The organism is Bradyrhizobium sp. 35, from assembly GCF_023073215.1.
In the GTDB taxonomy this organism is placed as follows: domain Bacteria; phylum Pseudomonadota; class Alphaproteobacteria; order Rhizobiales; family Xanthobacteraceae; genus Bradyrhizobium; species Bradyrhizobium canariense_D.
Window position 1 is genome coordinate 24431 of sequence record NZ_JADPJC010000073.1, and the last position, 15590, is coordinate 40020.

The 15590-nt window shown below is 59.2% G+C and carries 14 protein-coding genes and 1 pseudogene; 3 read left to right on the forward strand and 12 right to left on the reverse strand.

The window, feature by feature from the left end:
- Positions 1 to 233: 233 nt before the first annotated feature.
- The gene (locus tag IVB36_RS15430) at positions 234 to 866 is read right to left on the reverse strand and encodes a thermonuclease family protein (protein ID WP_346658405.1); all 633 of its coding nucleotides are present in this window, start codon (positions 864 to 866) and stop codon (positions 234 to 236) included.
- A 336-nt stretch (positions 867 to 1202) separates the two neighbouring features.
- Positions 1203 to 1949 carry an energy-coupling factor ABC transporter permease gene (locus tag IVB36_RS15435; protein WP_247392076.1) on the reverse strand — a complete coding sequence of 249 codons (747 nt, stop codon included), beginning with the start codon at positions 1947 to 1949 and terminating at the stop codon, positions 1203 to 1205.
- 720 nt (positions 1950 to 2669) lie between these two features.
- On the opposite strand from IVB36_RS15435, the gene IVB36_RS15440 reads away from it, so the two are divergent.
- Positions 2670 to 3503, forward strand: coding sequence for an RMD1 family protein (locus IVB36_RS15440; protein ID WP_247392090.1), 834 nt, complete (start codon positions 2670 to 2672; stop codon positions 3501 to 3503).
- 918 nt (positions 3504 to 4421) lie between these two features.
- Here the strand turns inward: IVB36_RS15440 and IVB36_RS15445 are convergent.
- From IVB36_RS15445 to nifH, 8 genes and pseudogenes are all read right to left on the reverse strand, one after another.
- On the reverse strand, positions 4422 to 4787 hold the full coding sequence (locus IVB36_RS15445) for a hypothetical protein (protein ID WP_247392078.1): 366 nt from the start codon (positions 4785 to 4787) through the stop codon (positions 4422 to 4424).
- Between the two features lie 628 nt (positions 4788 to 5415).
- Positions 5416 to 5712: a ferredoxin family protein gene (locus IVB36_RS15450; protein WP_083926516.1), complete on the reverse strand. Its 297-nt coding sequence runs from the start codon at positions 5710 to 5712 to the stop codon at positions 5416 to 5418.
- A gap of 41 nt (positions 5713 to 5753) precedes the next feature.
- A complete protein-coding gene (locus tag IVB36_RS15455; protein WP_247392082.1) occupies positions 5754 to 7061 on the reverse strand; it encodes an FAD-binding protein in 1308 nt (435 codons plus the stop codon).
- An 11-nt stretch (positions 7062 to 7072) separates the two neighbouring features.
- The gene (locus IVB36_RS15460) at positions 7073 to 8185 is read right to left on the reverse strand and encodes an electron transfer flavoprotein subunit alpha/FixB family protein (RefSeq protein ID WP_247299025.1); all 1113 of its coding nucleotides are present in this window, start codon (positions 8183 to 8185) and stop codon (positions 7073 to 7075) included.
- Between the two features lie 1172 nt (positions 8186 to 9357).
- Positions 9358 to 9690 carry a nitrogenase stabilizing/protective protein NifW gene (gene nifW / locus IVB36_RS15465; protein ID WP_018458226.1) on the reverse strand — a complete coding sequence of 111 codons (333 nt, stop codon included), beginning with the start codon at positions 9688 to 9690 and terminating at the stop codon, positions 9358 to 9360.
- Between the two features lie 119 nt (positions 9691 to 9809).
- Positions 9810 to 10477, reverse strand: a pseudogene (locus IVB36_RS15470) (hypothetical protein); the annotation flags it as partial.
- Positions 10478 to 11064: 587 nt separating this feature from the next.
- Positions 11065 to 11793: a nitrogen fixation protein NifQ gene (locus IVB36_RS15475; RefSeq protein ID WP_247392084.1), complete on the reverse strand. Its 729-nt coding sequence runs from the start codon at positions 11791 to 11793 to the stop codon at positions 11065 to 11067.
- Between the two features lie 58 nt (positions 11794 to 11851).
- Positions 11852 to 12742: a nitrogenase iron protein gene (gene nifH, locus IVB36_RS15480; RefSeq protein ID WP_026233535.1), complete on the reverse strand. Its 891-nt coding sequence runs from the start codon at positions 12740 to 12742 to the stop codon at positions 11852 to 11854.
- Between the two features lie 522 nt (positions 12743 to 13264).
- On the opposite strand from nifH, the gene IVB36_RS15485 reads away from it, so the two are divergent.
- The gene (locus tag IVB36_RS15485; protein WP_247299029.1) at positions 13265 to 13819 is read left to right on the forward strand and encodes a peroxiredoxin; all 555 of its coding nucleotides are present in this window, start codon (positions 13265 to 13267) and stop codon (positions 13817 to 13819) included.
- A 325-nt stretch (positions 13820 to 14144) separates the two neighbouring features.
- On the opposite strand, the gene IVB36_RS15490 is transcribed toward IVB36_RS15485, so the two are convergent.
- Both IVB36_RS15490 and IVB36_RS15495 read right to left on the reverse strand, forming a co-directional pair.
- Positions 14145 to 14294: a hypothetical protein gene (locus tag IVB36_RS15490; protein ID WP_247299031.1), complete on the reverse strand. Its 150-nt coding sequence runs from the start codon at positions 14292 to 14294 to the stop codon at positions 14145 to 14147.
- A 420-nt stretch (positions 14295 to 14714) separates the two neighbouring features.
- Positions 14715 to 15050, reverse strand: coding sequence for a hypothetical protein (locus IVB36_RS15495; protein WP_247299032.1), 336 nt, complete (start codon positions 15048 to 15050; stop codon positions 14715 to 14717).
- Positions 15051 to 15302: 252 nt separating this feature from the next.
- Here IVB36_RS15495 and IVB36_RS15500 point away from each other — a divergent pair.
- Positions 15303 to 15590, forward strand: a 288-nt coding sequence (locus IVB36_RS15500) for a transposase (protein WP_247391693.1), incomplete at its 3' end; no start/stop codon positions are given.

Sequence of the window (15590 nt, forward strand, 5' to 3'; positions counted from 1 at the left end):
TGCGAGTCCATGATTCCGAAGAATTAGGGCGAGAACCATGGCGTTCCTGTGGAGCTCGCGATTTTCTGTCTTGCGACTTTCGCGCTTACGAGAGCTTGAGACCATCTTACCCCTTTTGAGCACGGTGGCGCGGCAGTGGTAAGCTTGCTCACTCGCGGCCGACGCCAGCTCGCCCGTGACGGTCACTTTGTGCGGAACGACTCCGGCGTATATTCTGGTGTGAGGAATACCGGTCAAGGGTGAGCATTCGCGTCGTCAGAACAGCTGGCTGGTCCACCACCTAACCGAATGCAAGCTCGATATAGCCAAGGTACGGCAAAGCTGCCCGCCCACAAGCCCAGTCCGGCACGATCGGCCGCGCGTTGCGCAGCGTGGTATCGGCGCCTGGAGTATCGCTCCCAATCGAGCACGAGACCGTTGCGCACCAACCATTCTCCGAGATCGATGCCATCAGCTGAACAGATCGCCAATGTCCGTCCACACTCATCCTCCAGGACTGACAGACAACTGACTTCGCGCTCTGCAATGAAGGCTTCAAGATCGCTCGCGGCCATGAGGCCACATCGATAAGGATTGAGGTTGATATCTCGGCACATTTGAGACTTGTCCGGCGCGTCGATGCCCCAGAGCCTAACGCGTGTTCCGTGAATTTCAAGGGTGTCGGTGCTGATGACCTTTGCCGGCCCGGTCAATTCGCCGGCAAACACGATGCTGCACAGTGCGAGCGTGGTCAACACCACGATCAATCCATACATGGCGATCTTCTTTGTCGAACTGCGAACATTCCGGCCGAGTGCAGCAGAGCGTGGGAAGCCGCCGAACGGCGGTCCATCGCGGCTGTGCTGAGGAGGCTGCCAATGTTGCATGGATAAGCTCGTTCGACGGATGACTCCCAGTGTATCAGCAGCGCAAGACGCCCTCGTGTCCAACCTTGTCCCCGATGCTCTGCGACCAGGCTGCTGCCCTGAGCGCTTCCCGCCATTCCTCCACGTCGTGGCGGCAGTTCGCCTTCGCCACATCACGCACCAGCAGGTCGAAATCGGTAGTGCGCGTCCGATCGCCCGCGACCGGGCCGGCGCAGACGGCCGGCCGCAATTCGGCGAGAAATGATTTCCTGGTCGCCTTGTGCGGAATGAGCCTAAAGTCGGCCCCCTCGCGGATAACAGCGAGTGCGCGTCGCCCGGGGTCGCGGCAGCCGGCTGCTATCGGGGAAAGCGTACGTATCGCTTGAGCAAAGCGGCCGAGATGGCGGCCATCGTTACTTTCGACCGCAACATGCCTTCTTGGAGCGGTAGGCGACAGATCCCCTCACACTCACGCCGCCCAATTTGTTTCCCGAGCGCCAGCGCAGCCAGATCAGCCAGCGGCTCGACCAAGGCCACAACTGCATAGTAAACCGCGAGCGATGCGACTTTACCGAGGTTGGCGGCGCCGAAGCCCGCGCGATAGAGCGCCAAAGACGCGATCCAGACAGCGATACCGGATTGATACGCAGTCGAGAGCGAAAGCGCCTTGCTGTACTGCAGATCGCAATAGGCAGCTTTGGATGGAATGAGGCGCTTGGCGAGCGCCTTGATCGCAAACAGCGGTATTAGAGGCGTCGTGACATTCATCCGATATTGCGGCAGGTCGGTCGGAACAAAGAGGACGCTTTGCAGCAAGAGGCCGAGCGCAAGACCTAAGGCCGCCGGCGTCGCGCCAAACAAGAGGAACAGCGTGGAGCCCAGGACGAGGTGCACTTCCGATGCCCAAACCGCAAAGTGCGGCAGGAATTCGAATAACGTGAACACAAGGCCCGTCGCGGCGATGGCTTGCACAGCAAATGACAGAGCGCGCCGCTCGTGTATGGCCTCGACCACAAGCTTGGCGACGACGCAGCCCATCGCAATGCCTGTCGCGCAGCTCAATACGAACTTGGCGCCTGTTACTATTCCCGGTTCGATATGCACGGTCTCTAGTCCTTTCTGCCGTTGTACTCGGGCCTTGGCTCAAGAATTTGCCGCGACGTTCGTGTGGCTGACGGTTGGAAACGGCACTTCACCTTCCCCATCCTCGGTCCACGGGCAACGTGCTGTTTTCGCCCGATCGGACCAGGTCTGCACTCAGCCTTCGCTCGGTCTTTGCGACATTTCATAGCAACAGCTATGCCAGCGCCGCTGCCGCGGTTAAGGCTCTGATTGCGCTTTGAAAGCTTGTGCGGCGCCCAAGATCCGCCGTGTTCTGTAGCCGACATGCTCTGGAGGAAATTGAACACACATCGCGACCAGCTTTTTGATCAACCTGCGCCGTTCCAATCGATCATTTTCGCTCGCCCATTGAAGCGGAAATCCTGACGCCGCTGGCGCGAAGACACCGGTTCGGCATCAATCTTGCTCGACGTTGTTCGAGGAAGGCGCCTACGGCGCAGCCAAATGTTTGGCGCCCGGGGATCGTCGAATTCCTCGAAGAGCTTTGCTGGGCGTTCGATTGAGCTTGCGGGCAAGCATGCACGAACATGAAATAGAGACCACCAATCCAAACTCTGGAGCCGGCATTTGCTGGATCTCAGCGTCATCTCTCAGCAACGCGCCCGGCAAAGTCCGCTGCACCCTCTGCGACGAAGTTCTGGACGTGTTTCTGGGGGAACGCTATCGCGTCGCAGTGGCGCCAAACCGGATGCTAAAGTGAACATGGATCAACTTACGCCCGGTAAGCCTGTGGTCTCCGGACAGACGGCGGCCGCCTCGGTGCTGCGCATTCGGGCAGTCATGCTCGGGGATCGTATCAACCCGTCGGCTCTGGAAATCGGTACGCTGGTGTCCTCGACGCCGGTCGCTTTCCGCATTCATGCGGGCCTTGCCGTGGTCTTCCGCTATGGCGTTGTAGTGCTCATCGGGCTGTCGCCCTCCGAAGAAACCGCTCTGATCGAAACCCTGATACCGCGCGTCATCGGTGAACTCACCTCCTGTGAGGAGGATAGCGCGCAGGCGCAGCTCTGCAACGAGCAGAGCGCTGAGGTCATCCTGCCGGGCGGGCGGATTTGTCTTAGAAATTTTAGTGACGATCGGCTGCTGCTGATCGCCGATACGCTAGCCAAGAGCACGGCGCTGGAGCGAGATGAGCGCCGTGTCGCCGCGGTGTTCGACGTGATCGAACCCTTTGCACGCGAACTGGCCGAGCGCGGCCGGACGCCGCGGGGCCGCAAGGGCATTCTCCAACTGATCGGCAATGCGCTCCTGGTCGAGCAGCGCGTCGCGGGCCGCATCGCGATTGCCGAAAAGCCCGACGCACTCTGGGAGAAGCCGGAACTCGAGCGGCTCTATGCGCGTCTGAAAGACGAATACGAACTGAAGGAGCGTCTTGAGATGCTTGAGCGCAAGCTGTCGGCCATCTCCGGAACGGCTAACGCACTGACGGACATTATCGACACACGGCGCTCGCTGCGTCTTGAGTGGGTTATAGTCGTGCTGATCGTGATGGAAGTTGCGATCGGATGCTTTCAGATTATTGCAGCAGGTCACTGACGTGCCGCTGGCCGCAGCGCGTGAGGCGCCTTCGTGGGGTTTGAGCAGGCCTACTGACCGACCTGGCCGGCATTGACGTGGGACGCGCCGTTCGGCCGTACTCAGCTGCGGATTTCGGCTGTGTCTTCGGCGTGCTCGTGGACACGACGTTCGGCGAAAGCCGGTGCGGCTCGCGAAGACAGCGAATAGCCGACGCGAGTTCGGCGTATTTCCCGGCCTCGAGCAAGGATAGGGGGTTTATGGCAGACGCTCGGCGGAGCGTTCATGTCGACGATCCAGCGCCACCCAAGAAGGCCCTTTCGTCCAATTTGCAGTGGGCCGCCACTCAGCTTTTCTGCTATTCTCGACTTGCTCGCGGAATATTTGCCAGCCTTGCCTCGCCGCCCCAGGGCGCAGCCAGCGACTACCGAAACAAGGGCTGTCGATTTCACCAGGACGCCTCACCGAGTTGAGCGACCGCCTTTCGCCGCTTTGGCACATCGCCGCGGCTCGGTCACGTGTCCTGCCGTGATTTCCCTTGCATGGCTGTTAGCGAACGGTTCCATGATCCGCCAGCGGGCAAACGCGCCCTGCAACTGAACATGAAAGCTCAGAATGCGGATCTCGTCCTCGCTAACGCGAAGGTCGCCGAGCTTGACGCGGCCGGGGACTGCGACCGGACGTGCATAGCGGCTCCGCGCCAGCGATAAACGGGAAACGGATGACAAAGGAGCTACGCCGCGGATTTCGAGGCGGTTTTGACCTCGCAAGCAGGCGCCGAGATTTTCTGACGTCCCCATCCGCTCTGGACATTCAATCTTGACTGTCCCTCAAAGCGCCCTGGACACTCACGCACGCTCGGCAGCTCCTCTCAAATCCGCTTCCAAACCGATCCCGGCATGGCGATCCTTCGCTGGCTGGTTCAGGAGCCCGGCGAGCCTAGAGGCCTTCAAGGACTCCTTCGAGCCCCTGTTCGCGAATGATTGCGGCCAGTAGCGAAACGGCCTCCTCCCGATCGACGGTGAAGCAGACGTCAGGCGCTCGCTCAACCAACAGGTTCAGCAAGGTCGGAAGGTCAGCAACGTGGTGGCGTAAGGTCGAGACCACATCATTTGCGAGATAGGTCGCGAAATCAGCATTCGGCGGCGGATCAAAGTCCAAGTCGACCTCGGCGCGCTTCTCGATCGCATGTCGTATCAACTCGCCCTGCCGTCTTGCATTCATCGAGAGCATGAACACCGCATCCGCGAGCTTCTCGCGCGGCAAGCTTCTCAGTTCGGCTATGCGGGCCTGGATGTCGCCCACCGAACTCTCACGGCGTGCCTCTGCCCGCCGCGCGTTAGCGGCTGCCCTGCTCTTTTGTAATCCAACCATCGTCATGCTCTCCGGCCGACCATATGCCCCGGCGATACAGGCGAATGAAAGGGCAAAATTGTGTGCTGCATGCGCGCAGCCCGCCTGACGATGCGCAACCCGGCGGTCGCGCGGAAGAGTCGCAAATCGCTAATTTTGTGATCCGCCGTGCTTGTCTAGTCTACAAGGCGCTCGATGGCACGTTGTCGGGTCGGCGGCTATGGCGAAGCGAAATCCTGCTTCCAGCGTTCCGTTTGAGGTGATAGGCAGCGTTGCGAGGCAGTGGCGGCAGGCGGATCGCCGCGAACTCCAAGAAGGACGAAACTCGCGAGATTTTGGGGAGAGAACCCGATCGGTCGATCCGAGATGGACGACCTATTCCCGCCAATGAGTTGCGCCCTGTTTCGGATCCGGCTCGCTTCGGGTATCTCCGGGCATATTGTAGCGGAACCTGGGAAGGGCCCGCCCGGTAGATGGAAAGATCGGGACTCGATTGAATCAGCTGAAATCTCAAACTCGCGCGTGATCTCGTTGTACCGCCACAACGCCGCAGCCTGCCAATCAGCCCCTACCCCGAGCTTTAACCAAATTTGAATAGCACACCGTAACCGCCACGTGGGTAGCTCCACTCGATATCACCACTTTCTTCGCAGATCACCCGGCAGGTGCCGCACTCGACACACCCGTCGACTGTCACCTCAACATGACCTTTATCGCTGAGCTCGTAGCACCGTGCAGGGCAGGCCTTCAGCATCGATAAGAGCCGCGACGAAGGTGTGGTGTGCGGCCGCACCTTGATATGGGCGCGGCCGGAATCAACGAGATAGCGGTTGTAGAATAGTTTGTCTTCGACACGTCGGGATGGCTCGCTCGGCATTGTTTCTGGCTCCGTCGTTCGTCGTTGTCTTTGGTTTATGATCACCGCCAGGCCCGGGCAATGCGCAGGGCATCGCTGAACAATCCACTCCACGACCGCGCCTTGATGAACGAGCTCAGCATCAGCTTCTCTTTCTCAAGCTTTGGTGTGCCGTCGACGCGCACGTAATCCTGCATCGCCTTGGAGAAGAGCTGCGGATATGTGAGAAAGAAGTTCTGCGAGTGGGTGTGCATCAGTGCCGGCATATCCTTGTACTTCTTCAGGTCCTTGATCACGAAGGATTCATCCAGGAGTTTTTTGTAAAGCGAAAGATTTTTGGCCGTCATCGGATCATTTCGCGATTTGATAAGACAGATCGCTTCCGCGGCGATACGGCCCGACGTCATCGCCAGATTGGACCCCTCGCGATGGATGGCGTTGTTGAGCTGGGCGGCGTCTCCGACAACAACCCAGCCCTCACCACAAAGCTGCGGGATCGCTCTGTATCCACCTTCGGGGATCAAATGCGCGGAATATTCCTTTACTTCCGAACCCTCGATCAACGGCGCGACGGACGGGTGACGCTTGAAGCCCTCGAGGAGGCCGTAAGGCGTCTCGCCAGTACGCTGGAAATCGGCAACAAGACAGCCGATACCGAGCGATATGCATTCCTTGTTGGAATAGATGAAGCCCATACCGGTCATGCCGCGGGAGATGGTTCCGGCGGCTTCGATGACGAGCCCCTCGTCGCCTTTGAGATTGAAGCGAGCATCGATTGTCTCGCGCGACAGGAAATGCATCTCCTTGACCGCGAGTGCGACCTTGTCCGGTTTCGGCCGCCCTCTTAAGCCCGCACTCGTCCCGAGCACTCCGTTTACCCCCTCGGCCAGCACGACGACATCTGCATGGATTTCACCCCCATCTCGGTCTGTGCGCACCCCGACGACCCTCCCATGGGAATCCTGGAGGAGCTCGGTCACCGTGGTCTCGCACAGCACCGTGGCGCCGGCCTCGCGGACCTTCTGCGAGAACCATTTGTCGAACTGCGCGCGGATGATGGTGTAGCGGTTCGGCTTCTCCTCGTTGAAATCATCGGAGCGATAGTGAATCCCCGTGTGCGAACGCTCGTCCACGATCCAGAAGCGTTGCTCGACGAGATGCCGCTCAAGCGGTGCATCTTCTCGGAAATTCGGGATCAGCTTCTCCAGCATGTCGGCATAGAGGATGGCGCCTTGCACGTTCTTCGACCCCGAATACTCGCCGCGCTCCAGCTGCAGCACTTTTAGGCCCCGCTCGGCCATGGTAAGCGCTGCCGCATTTCCGCCCATCCCAGCACCGACGACGATCGCGTCGAATCTTTCCTCGATCATAACAAGCTCCCCTAGCCAGCGATGCGGTCGTGCGAGTGCGGCGACAGCTGCGCGCGGAATGCAGAGGTCAACGCGGGCAACAGTCGAATGGCGTCGGTGACGATGCCGATATGGGCGAAGTCGAAGATCGGAGCGTGCTTGTCCGTGTTGATGGCAACGATGAGGTCGCCCCCCTCCACGCCAACGCGATGCTGGATCGCGCCGGAAATACCGGCCGCGATATAAAGCTTTGGCCGAATGGTTTTCCCGGTCTGGCCGATTTGTCGATCCGCGGTGACCCAGCCCTTCTGGACCAGCGGCCGCGAGCAGCCATATTCGGCGCCAAGCACGTCCGCGAGCTGCTGTACCAGTTGGAAGTTCTCAGGCGATCCCAGACCGAGCCCTCCAGCGACGACCACGTCGGCATAGGCAAGGTTGGACTTTGTAGAATCGCGGTCCGGGAGGAACGACAGCACTTTTGTGACGATATCTTCCTCTACAAGCCCGAGCGGATGCGAGATGACGCGCCAGACGGCGCCGGTCACGCGCTCGGGCATCGGCATCACGCGCGGACGGACGGTTGCCATCTGTGGACGATAGTTCAGTGTGTAGATCGTGCACAATAGTGAGCCGCCAAACGTCGGCCGGGTCGCTGCAAGCGAGCCGTCGGCATCGACATCGAGCTCGGTGCAGTCGGCGGTTAGACCGGTGAGCAGTGTGGTGGCCACTGAGCCGGCGAGGTCGCGGCCCAGTGTAGTTGCCCCTAGGAGTAGGATTTCCGGCTTGTACGTATTGACCAGCTCTGACAGGGCCTTGGTGTAGGATTCATTGCGATAATCGGCCAAGAGATCATCCGCGACGATATAGGCAAGATCGGCGCCGTAGCAGAAGGATTCGGCGACCGCCTGCTGCGTTGTCTCCCCGACCGGGCCGATGACAACCGCGGCGAGGTCAACGTTGAGCTTGTCGGCGAGCCGGCGGCCGGCACCCATCAGCTCCCAGGAGACGGGGTGCACTATCCCGCGTTCCTGCTCGATGAAGACCCAGACGTGCCTATAAGCCTTGAATCGTTCGGGCAGCTCCCTCTTGGTCGCCGCGCGACCACCACCCGGGGCCGGAGCTGCGCTTTTGGGTGCGGTGCTCATCATCTGTACTCCCATCCGTGTTCAGTAGCGGCTCGCCAGCGAAGCGTGCTCCGCCTCCAGCTTTGAATTCGCGGGTGAAGATTGCTTCAGTTAAAGTTCGGCCGCGTGCCCGCCGCCATTTTTTCAACACTGCCTGGCAGCAGCGCGGGGCCCAGACACCCGTTGCTGGACCTTGATCGACGAGCCAGGAAGCACGCGCTTGGGCGTTCTTTCCCGGTTCGGCATTCTGGGTCACCGTTTGGCAATGGAACTAGTGAGGCACGCAACCGCGCGGTCACTCGATCCGATCGATTGTTCCCCCTCATCTTCGAGATGCAACCGAGCTGGAACAGACCGAGGACCTGCCAGAGGCTCGGCTGGTCCCATTGCCGGCCGCGAGCTTGCCGGTAAAAACGCGATCCATTACTCCGAATGCCCTCGCAATATTTTCGATTGCAGCGACACGCCCGCAACTCTTGGCGAGGGCACGAGGGCCGGCGGTGAAGCCGCCCGTCAACGGCGCCGCGCGACCAGCGCCGGAGAGCAAGGGCGCCGCCCGGAAAACCTCGGCCATAGATCGGCCAGCGGGAGTGATTTCGTCGACGAATCTTTGGCGCGGATCAAGCGCAGCTTTCAGCTCAGCCGGGCCGGAATATGCAACCATCGCTTTGGCGTCGCGACGTATCATTGTGTCGACAGGCAGCGCGCGCGAAACTGCGCGGCGTCAAAAACAAACTCGATGCGGACCAAGATGTGCATTCGTTTCTCCAGACTAGCTGAGTAAATGTCAGCAATTGCCGTACCAATTGCGCAGACGATGAAAATTGACCGCCAATACAGAATCTTACTGAAGGAAATCGGATTGGCAGCCTCTCACGAGGATCGGAACATTCGACACGGTGCTGGACCTATGTCCAGAATGCGACAGAAGACAGTCATCCGCATCTTGGTGCTCTTACCTCGCCAAATATGTGCTCCCCGCTGCCGGCGTACAATTGCAGGAGATAGGTGCACCATGGGCACCAGCTGAAACGACGGAAATATCAGCGCTGAGCCGTGATTGGCTCTTAGGGAGCCGAGTGTCCAAGCTGCGGACCCGCGGCCGTAACTGCAACTTGCGTTTGAATTCGGCGCCCTGGGTGGTTGGCAGGTTCTCTGAACCTTCACGCTCCAGAGCACGATATAAACTGAATTCACTCCAAAGAACCGAGCTGCACCAATTCTGGATGCTTGTTCGATTGTGGTGCGGCCGCATCCTTCAAGACCTTGAACACGCGCTGTTCGATCGGGGAGGACGTGACGAAATCGGCATAGGCGCGCTCGAGCGTGGCCTTGCAACGCAAGGCGATGTCGGGATCGGATGCACCGGTAAACTCCTCGCCCGCGAGATATTCACCCATGCGACGCAGAATATGAAGCCGCGCCACGTCGATGATTTTCGCATCGTACTCGACGCCGAGCAGTGCAAAAAACTCCTCTGCCGCGGAGGCCTTGTTCAATTGCGAAAGGATCCCGTCCGTCGTCATTCTCAACCTCCATCTAGATCCGCGACCAGAAGCCGTCCTGGCCCGAATGTTCCAACCTGATCGCGCGAAGCGCATGGCTGACCACCTGATCGCCCTCCGTTGAGGAGCGATCTCTCATGAATGTCGCGCCACATCGCCACCACCGTTTCCTCGGAAACCGGGCCTTTGTGCTCGACGGCATGCTTGCGAACGCGCGCGAGAATGGTTTGGGTTTCGTCGGCGGTGACCGAAAGCTGCAAGTCGGACAAAAGCGAAGTGATAGCGGCAAGCTCTGAATGCTCGCCGATCACAATGCGGTGGGTCGATCAGGAAGTTGACATCGGCACGCGAGGAGTCTTCGCCACCTAGCGCGACACCCAGTCCCTTGTCGCGAGCGTGGGCCACGACGCGCTTCACCCGCTCCAGCACGGCCAAACGGCGCCACCGAGTTTCTCCGCAATCTGCGCGTCCGACGATGGAATCGATAGGATTACCACCGAAACACCGGCCTCGATCTCCGCATCGACATCCGCGGGTTTTATCTGGCACCAGCCGATGATCGTGGCCGCGAGGCCAGCTTCGGCGACCGCTCGGATCGCGGCAATCTCTTCCCTGACCCATCGCCGGCGTGCCGGCCTCGATCTCCGTGACTCCGGCCGCGGCCAGCGACACGCGCCATCGAGACATTTTCCGGTGTCGCGAAGGCCACGCCCGGTGTCTGTTCGCCGTCGCGCAAGGTGGTGTCATTAAGGACTATGGACCTCGACTGATCTTTGTCGGGCGCGGTGATTGCGGCAGCTAACGCCATCAGCGGCTCCGTAGGTTTATTCCGGAAGCTGTACAGCAACTGCTGTGCCAAACCGCTCGAATTCCCGAGAACTTGTGAATGACGTCGAATTTCAGATTAGTCCGGTGTGTCGCAAATCCGCCAGGGTGGAAACGGCGGAGCGCCAGGTCCGGTGCGCTTGCGACCGAGCTGAAGGCAGGCGCCGAGCTTGGAAGCTTGGCAGCCGGGCAACGGTTCGGGCCTGACCTCAAGCTGCAACACTTCAGGGAAAGGCGCGTGCATCCCGGCGCTGATCGAAGAGGATTCTTGAGCCATCCGGTCGTCCAACCACAAGTCGTCGTTCGTAAAAAGTCAGCGGGCGCGATCGAGAGGGCGGATGTTGGCCTCGATCGCGCGTCAACATAGAACGTTTGGGCGGTAAATGTGACGGTCGCATCCACCAGTTATCAAGCCCGATGATCAGGCGCCGCCGCGTCCTGCTTAGGCTGCCTGCGCGAAGTTGTTTACCCGGTGTCTTTTCAAACCCTCAGTCCGGTCATGTGACCGTTGGCCGAAAGCTGGTCCGATACACCGGGACTCGCGCCGAGGAGCGGGCATCCAATATGAGCTCAGCCCTGCGAACTTCGGATGGCTTGGACGGAGTCATCGAGACGACGCAGATGATCCCGCCGGCGTCCGGCCATCCGGCTCTCCCCGCTCTCCTCGCCGAAGCAAAGATCAAAATCATTGCATTCCGTGCAGACCGGCGTGGTACACATCACCAGACCGTCATCTTCGCATAGCGTGCGATAGAAGAAGCGCTTCCACCGCATGTTCTTGGTGTTGCGAGCCGCCAGCGGCCCGAAATGGCGCATCAGGAGGCGGGACAATTCGTCCCGCTCCCGCAGACCGAGATCTTCCCACAGGTGATTAGGCTCCATGGCGCGCCGCGCGATCATCGTCGCGAGCCAGCCGCCGACCTCTCCATGAGTGGAACGTTGCGCAAGCAGGAGGTCTCGCACCATAATCGTCTCGTCAGGAGCCGGTAACGCGGACTGTTCGCGCCAGGTACAACTCCTGATCGGCGTCGATGGAAAGTATTGCACCAACAGCGCATCGAGCTCCTGGTTAGTCAAGCCGGCCCGTTCGGGAAGTTGGCCGCCATCCATAGCGGATGCGGCGAGAACGCAAGCGAGCACATGGCGATCGAAATCGTTATCGTCGCTGATGTCGACTTCTGTTGGATGGCGCCCGGTCAGAAGCCCGTAGAGCTCACTCGCATCGCGCTGCTCGGCGACGTGAGCTGCTGATACAGTAGATGACACTGTATTGGCAAATTCGCTTTGTGTGCCAATCATAAAGGTCCCGCAGTTGACGATGTCGGCCTTCCCCGGTCGAGAAGGCCGACAAGATGAACTATGCCGAAACAGCGGCGAGCTCGGCGGCGGTCTTGCCGACCAGGCTCTCGTCGACAGGCTTGATGATGCCGTGCTCCATGAGCATATCCTCGAGCTCGTCCATGCTGATTGGCGTCGGGATGGCGCCTTGTCCCGCATTATTGTGGATCTTGGTCGCGAGATTGCGATAGTGATCCGCCTGCTTGGACTCTGGCGCGTATTCCAGCACAGTCATGCGGCGCAGCTCCGCGTGCTGCACGACATTGTCGCGTGGCACGAAGTAGATCAGCCGGCTGCCGAGCTTCTTGGCAAGAGCATCTGCCAGCTCCAGCTCCTTGTCGGTCTGGCGCTCGTTGCAGATCAGGCCGCCGAGGCGCACGCCGCCGGAATTCGCATACTTCAGAATACCCTTGGAGATGTTGTTGGCGGCATACATGGCCATCATCTCGCCGGACATGACGATGTAGATTTCCTGTGCCTTATTCTCGCGGATAGGCATCGCGAAGCCGCCGCAGACGACGTCGCCCAGCACGTCGTAAGAGACGTAGTCGATGTCCTCATAGGCGCCATTCTCCTCCAGAAAGTTGATCGAAGTGATCACGCCTCTTCCGGCGCACCCGACCCCCGGCTCTGGACCGCCGGACTCGACACATCGAATGTCCTTGTAGCCGAGCTTGATGACGTCCTCAATTTCGAGGTCCTCAACGCTGCCGGCATTCGCCGCCAGACTCAGAATGGTGTCCTGCGCTTTGGCGTGCAGGATGAGGCGAGTCGAGTCCGCTTTGGGATCACAGCCGACGATGAGAATCCTTTGGCCCAGCTCAGCAAGAGCCGCCAGCGTATTTTGCGACGTTGTCGATTTGCCGATGCCACCCTTGCCATAAAACGCGATTTGTCTCAGCGAAGACATGTTGCTCTCCATCAACCGATTGCCAATTTTGCGCGCCGAACGCGCGAGGCTGTTTCTCTCTCAGAAACGTGGGCACACGGGTTTCGGGAAGGAGGCCATCGCTCGCCATCGGCGTCGGCGTGCCCTCAGCCCTCACTCCTTGTTGCTGCATTCAGTTAGCAACTGGCGTGCCATTCGTTCGCACGCGCGTTAAGCATCTGATTAGGCTTGACTAATAGCGCAGCGCCCGAGACCGGAAGCTGTGGTGGACCCGACAGCGGCAAGGGCTCTGACAGAAAACCGACAAAGCGGGGCGCGTGGATTCCCCTGCGAGAGGCGGGCGAAGGAGCGCGCAACGGGAATGCCGGGCCCAGTCAATTGAGGAGACCACACGGTGCAGATAGGGTCCGAGGACACGGCCATCATCAAAGGCGAATGTTCCACGACCGGCATGATGGGACTTGCCATCAGCGGGGTGGCATATCGCTTGCTTTGCCAGTCGCGGAACGCTGTTTCCGTGTGACGCGATGCTGTGAGGACAATATGCCTGGAATTGGAAGTAAGTTGCCGCCGTTCGACATCACAGGCGTGAAGCCCGGGTTTCACCTGCCAGAGGAGAACGGGCAGAGCGCCTTCGAGACGTTGACTGAGAGGAGTTTCCCCGGAAAATGGAAAGTCATCTTCTTTTACCCGAAGGATTTCACATTCGTCTGCCCAACAGAAATCGCTGAGTTTGCTCGCCTGTCCAAGCATTTCGCCGATCGCGATGCAATCGTGCTTGGTGGCTCGACCGATAACGAGTTTTGCAAGCTCGCTTGGCGGCGTGAGCACAAGGATCTGCACCGTCTATCGATCTGGCAGTTTGCGGACACCAAGGGCGCACTGGTCGATGGCCTTGGAGTGCGATCGCGTGATGGCATCGCGCATCGCTACACGTTCATCGTCGATCCTGAGAACACGGTCCAGCATGTCTATGCGACAAGCCTCAATGTCGGCCGCAGCCCGACGGACACGTTACGCGTTCTGGATGCGATACAGACGGATGAGCTCTGCCCTTGCAACCGCGAAATCGGCGGCGACACGCTTAAAATTGCCTGAGGCAACATATCGAAAGTGCAGCAAGGAGCAGCTCCCGAATTAAGGACGTCAGATTCAATCGTTTCTGGATACGGACGATCTTACCGCAAATGCGGCCTGCTGCTAGCGAGTGCGGCACGCAATTCAAATCTCATTGCCACCATCGAGTCTACCGCGGCCGCCGCGCTGTCCGCGCGCGGCAGTCGTGGCGGCCAATCGACGGTCTCGATGATGACGATGAACAAGGTTCACCACCGCTCTTGCCCACCTCATAACAAATCCCGCATACAAGAGGATGCCGAGGCGGCTACGCATGAACATACAAAATACTTGTACGCTTCTGCGCCTACTCGACGCACATCTCCTGCCGGAGTTCCTTTATGTTGTCGCCATAGGCCGGACCGCGGCTATTCCCTTCTTTCTGCGCCTTGCCGGCCCGCAGCATCATCGGAGCGATCTGCGTCAGCCGCAGGCCGCTAATGCTGTAGGCCGACATGCCGGCACCCACGGACTCGGGCCAAGCTCCCTCTTCGGGGCAACTAGGGTTCCAGTAGTCGCGCCGCGATAAGGATGGAGGGAGAGGGAGATAGCTCAGCGCCGAATGACGTCTACCGGCCGGGATGATGATCCGCCGGCACGCTCGCGGACCGTATTTCCGGGCTCGATAAATCTATATTGACCGATGTAAGCCGCACTATGAGACGAACGAGTCGGGCTTATCAGTCCCTGATTAAAACCATGACTCGACGAGTTTTAGGCCAAGTGAGCCGGTCTATCAGGAAATCGGTCAGCTCGTTCATGGCGCGAGCTGACCCTTGGGCGCAGGCACCTGAAGCGATCGGGTGGCCTGGCGGTCGTAAGCCGCCTTGCCGTCTCGATCATTACGCCGGTCAATTTCCGAACATTAAGGCGGATATCAGCGCTGGTGACCCAAGCCAATCCCCAAGGTACGTGCTTTCTGTCTTAGAGAGCCCTCGGATCGCTTCATAAGCTTTGAAACCCTAGCTACAGGGGTGCGGGCCTTTGAGTGCGCCTTGAGCAGCTTGACGTCATCCTTACTATACTCTTTGCGCTTGGTGCTTTTTGCCACGTGTTCTCCGATTTCGCTTTGCACATCTGCCTGGAGCGTCTTGTTTTTGGCGAAGACGCAACTGCTTCCCATTACCATATCAATGGTCATCGACAACCATTCAAGCGGATTTTTCTCTTTGAGATAAGAACCGGAACTACACGCGAATTTGTCCTCTGTCATCTGGATCTTTATTCGCGTGACAAACCTGATTTTCCACGTGCACGTCAGCGCCTTCAACATGGAAGCAAGCGATAGAGATGGGACACTCGATGCGTCTTCGAAACAACAACTCGAAAAGCGCTTCTGCTTGAACGCGCCGACTTCACTCAGTAGTTTGTAGTATGATATTTCCAAGCCCGAATACTAGGGTCTGTACCTAATTAGCGAGTTCTGATTCCCTGGTGCCAAGTTGATTCGGCACGGGGGACTTCGATGCGCAAAGGACTGTTCTGGCTCAACGACAAGCAGTGGGCTCAGATAGAGCCGCATCTGCCAACGAACCAGACCGGCCCGGCGCGCCAAGACGATCGACGCATTATCAGCGGTATCATTCACATGCTCCAGTGCGGCGCACGCTGGCGCGATTGCCCGTCCGACTATGGCCCTTACACGACGATCTACAATCGGTTCAATCGCTGGGCTAAGCGCGGACATTGGCAGGCGATCTTTGAAGCGCTCGCCCGCTGCGGCAAGGACCGAGTGGCTTTGTCGATCGACTCC

What these genes read in the sequence shown, in the direction of transcription:
- IVB36_RS15430 (WP_346658405.1), bottom strand. Translation starts at nt 866, where the DNA reads ATGCAACATTGGCAGCCTCCTCAGCACAGCCGCGATGGACCGCCGTTC.
- IVB36_RS15440 (WP_247392090.1), top strand. Translation starts at nt 2,670, where the DNA reads ATGGATCAACTTACGCCCGGTAAGCCTGTGGTCTCCGGACAGACGGCG.
- IVB36_RS15450 (WP_083926516.1), bottom strand. Translation starts at nt 5,712, where the DNA reads ATGCCGAGCGAGCCATCCCGACGTGTCGAAGACAAACTATTCTACAAC.
- IVB36_RS15455 (WP_247392082.1), bottom strand. Translation starts at nt 7,061, where the DNA reads ATGATCGAGGAAAGATTCGACGCGATCGTCGTCGGTGCTGGGATGGGC.
- IVB36_RS15460 (WP_247299025.1), bottom strand. Translation starts at nt 8,185, where the DNA reads ATGAGCACCGCACCCAAAAGCGCAGCTCCGGCCCCGGGTGGTGGTCGC.
- nifW (WP_018458226.1), bottom strand. Translation starts at nt 9,690, where the DNA reads ATGACGACGGACGGGATCCTTTCGCAATTGAACAAGGCCTCCGCGGCA.
- IVB36_RS15475 (WP_247392084.1), bottom strand. Translation starts at nt 11,793, where the DNA reads ATGATTGGCACACAAAGCGAATTTGCCAATACAGTGTCATCTACTGTA.
- nifH (WP_026233535.1), bottom strand. Translation starts at nt 12,742, where the DNA reads ATGTCTTCGCTGAGACAAATCGCGTTTTATGGCAAGGGTGGCATCGGC.
- IVB36_RS15485 (WP_247299029.1), top strand. Translation starts at nt 13,265, where the DNA reads ATGCCTGGAATTGGAAGTAAGTTGCCGCCGTTCGACATCACAGGCGTG.
- IVB36_RS15490 (WP_247299031.1), bottom strand. Translation starts at nt 14,294, where the DNA reads ATGTCGGCCTACAGCATTAGCGGCCTGCGGCTGACGCAGATCGCTCCG.
- IVB36_RS15495 (WP_247299032.1), bottom strand. Translation starts at nt 15,050, where the DNA reads ATGACAGAGGACAAATTCGCGTGTAGTTCCGGTTCTTATCTCAAAGAG.